The organism is Glycocaulis sp. (assembly GCF_052168375.1).
In the GTDB taxonomy this organism is placed as follows: Bacteria; Pseudomonadota; Alphaproteobacteria; order Caulobacterales; family Maricaulaceae; genus Glycocaulis.
In genome coordinates this window covers 1-2,682 of sequence record NZ_JBQLZR010000177.1, presented here as the reverse complement: position 1 = coordinate 2,682, position 2,682 = coordinate 1, and the positions used below count along the sequence as shown (strand labels likewise).

At 61.3% G+C, this 2,682-nt stretch carries 1 protein-coding gene and 2 pseudogenes; 2 read left to right on the top strand and 1 reads right to left on the bottom strand.

Annotated features, from left to right (window positions below; translation table 11 throughout):
• Positions 1-1,298 (bottom strand): annotated as a pseudogene (locus tag ACTS2Z_RS07170) (excinuclease ABC subunit UvrA); the annotation flags it as partial.
• 251 nt (positions 1,299-1,549) lie between these two features.
• On the opposite strand from ACTS2Z_RS07170, the gene ssb reads away from it, so the two are divergent.
• Together ssb and ACTS2Z_RS07160 are read left to right on the top strand one after the other, a co-directional pair.
• Positions 1,550-2,026: a single-stranded DNA-binding protein gene (gene ssb / locus ACTS2Z_RS07165; RefSeq protein WP_442572536.1), complete on the top strand. Its 477-nt coding sequence runs from the start codon at positions 1,550-1,552 to the stop codon at positions 2,024-2,026.
• An 11-nt stretch (positions 2,027-2,037) separates the two neighbouring features.
• Positions 2,038-2,682: pseudogene (locus tag ACTS2Z_RS07160) on the top strand (hypothetical protein); the annotation flags it as partial.

The window sequence follows — 2,682 nt, the reverse complement described above, 5'->3', positions numbered from 1 at the left end:
TAGCCGCCAATCTTGACCGCCAGAGCCTCCGGCTTCAGGCGCTTGCCATGGCAGGTCTCACAAGGCTGGTTGGACTGGAACCGGCCCAGCTCCTCGCGTACCCAGGCCGAATCCGTCTCGCGCCAGCGCCGTTCGAGATTGGGGATCACCCCTTCAAACGTCTTGGTAGTCGAGAACTGGCGCAGGCCGTCTTCATAGGTGAATTTGATCTTGTCGTTCGTGCCGTAAAGCACGGTTTTCTGGAACTTTTCCGGCAGGCTGCGCCAGGGCTTGTGCATGTTGGCGCCGTAATGATCGGCCAGCGCCTGCAAGGTCTGCTGATAGAGCTTGGAGGTGGCACGGCTCCAGGGCGCAACCGCGCCGTCATAGAGGCTCTTTTCCCGGTCAGGGATGATCATCGCCTCGTCAAACTTCAGGCTGACGCCCAGCCCGTCACAGGCCGGGCACGCCCCGAACGGGTTGTTGAACGAGAACAGGCGCGGCTCGATCTCGGCAATCGTGAAGCCGGTTTCCGGGCAGGCGAACTTTTCCGAAAAAATGATGCGCTCGGGCGCGCCCTTGTCATCGGTCCGGTCCGCAAATTCGGCAATCGCCAGCCCGTCTGCAAGGCGCAGCGCGGTCTCCAGACTGTCGGCGAGGCGCTGTTCAAGCCCTTCTCGGATGGCGATCCGGTCGACCACGACGTCGATATCGTGCTTGAATTTCTTGTCGAGCTCGGGCGCCTCTTCCAGCGTATAATAGGCGCCGTCCACCTTCACCCGCTGGAAGCCCTGCTTCATCAGCTCGGCAAACTCCTTGCGGTATTCGCCCTTGCGGCCCCGCACTATCGGGGCCAGCAGGTATAGTCGGCTGCCGTCCTCCAGCGTCATCAGCCGATCGACCATCTGGGACACGGTCTGCGAGGTGATGGGCAGCCCCGTGGCAGGCGAATAGGGAATGCCGACGCGCGCCCAGAGCAGGCGCATATAGTCATAGATTTCCGTTACCGTGCCGACCGTGGAGCGCGGGTTCTTCGAAGTTGTCTTCTGCTCGATGGAAATGGCCGGCGACAGGCCCTCAATGGAGTCCACATCCGGCTTGCTCATCAGCTCCAGGAACTGGCGGGCATAGGCCGACAGGCTCTCCACATAGCGGCGCTGGCCCTCGGCATAGATGGTGTCGAAGGCGAGCGAGGACTTGCCAGAACCCGACAGACCCGTGAACACGATCAGCTCGTCGCGCGGCAAGTCTACCGAGACGTCCTTGAGGTTATGCTCGCGCGCTCCGCGCACCGAAATATGCTTCAACGGGTCAGCCATCAGGCGAAAATCCATAAATCTGCAAAAGCCGGCGGAGCCGCCGGCGAACGTTAGATAAGCCGCCAGGCTTCCGCGTTCCACCTTCACGGGCTAACGGCGTGCACCTTGCTGTGGGCAATGTGGCCGCTCGCATGGACACCCCCGCCCTGATGGAGTGAGATGGCGCTTGAAAACCACATGGCGACTCGCCCGTTGACGGGCGGAACAATATGTGAACATTTTAGAGAAAAGCGCAAGCACGGGGTTCGGACATGGCAGGCAGTGTCAACAAGGTCATCATCATCGGCAATCTGGGCGCGGACCCGGAAGTGAAGGCCATGCCGTCCGGCGACCGTATGGCGAAGTTTCCTGTAGCGACCTCGGAAACCTGGCGCGACCGCCAGAGCGGAGAGCGCCGCGAAAAGACCGAGTGGCACAACGTGGTCATCTTCAACGAGAACCTCGCCAAGGTGGCGGAAAACTACCTGAAGAAGGGCGCCAAGGTTTATATCGAAGGCTCGCTGCAGACCCGCAAATGGCAGGACCAGAACGGGCAGGACCGCTATTCCACCGAGATCGTGCTGCAGAAATATCGCGGCGAACTGACCATGCTGGACGGCAAGGGCGACGGTGGCGGTTCAGGCGGTGGCGGCGGCTATGGCCGCATGGATGACCGCTCCGGCGGTGGCAATGACCGCCCGCGCGAAAGCTTCGCCTCCGACACGCTCGACGACGACATCCCGTTCTAGGGGGCGGTGATGTGCCGGTCCTCGCCGCCATACTCACTGCAAGCTTGCTAGCTGGCGGAACCACGCAGGTAGGTGGTGCCGCAGATGGTACAAACCAGAATCGCGTGACCCTTCGTGGTGCACCGATCGTTGTTCTGGGTGACGTTGCCGTCCGCGATTTCGAAGTCGACCACACTTTGGTAGAGCGCCCTCCGCTGATTGTGCTGGCTGGCGGTTCGGAGGGCGGTTTCTGGACCGGCGGTCGGGTGGTGATGCCGTTGATCCAGGCGGGCTATTCCATCCGGATGATGGCTTACTTTGGTGCGGAAGGAACACCTGCGAGGCTTGTAGAACGCGATCTTGAACCTATCGCGGCAGCTATCGCGCAGGCTCGGCGGACCACGGGTAACGAGCGGCGTTGTGTAGGCCTGATAGGTGTGTCGAAGGGCGGCGAGCTCGCGATGCTGCTCGCGTCTTTTGGCGATGCCCTCTCGGAAGCTGAAGAGCCGTTACTGGATGCAGTGGTGGCCGTCGCGCCAAGTCATGTCGTCTGGCAGACGCCGTATGTGACGCTATCTGTACGTTCGAGCTGGGCAATGCATGGGGAGGCGCTGGCGTTCGTCCGCCATCCCTGGCTATCTCCGCACATCTTCGACGTGTTGTTTGATTTCCCTAAT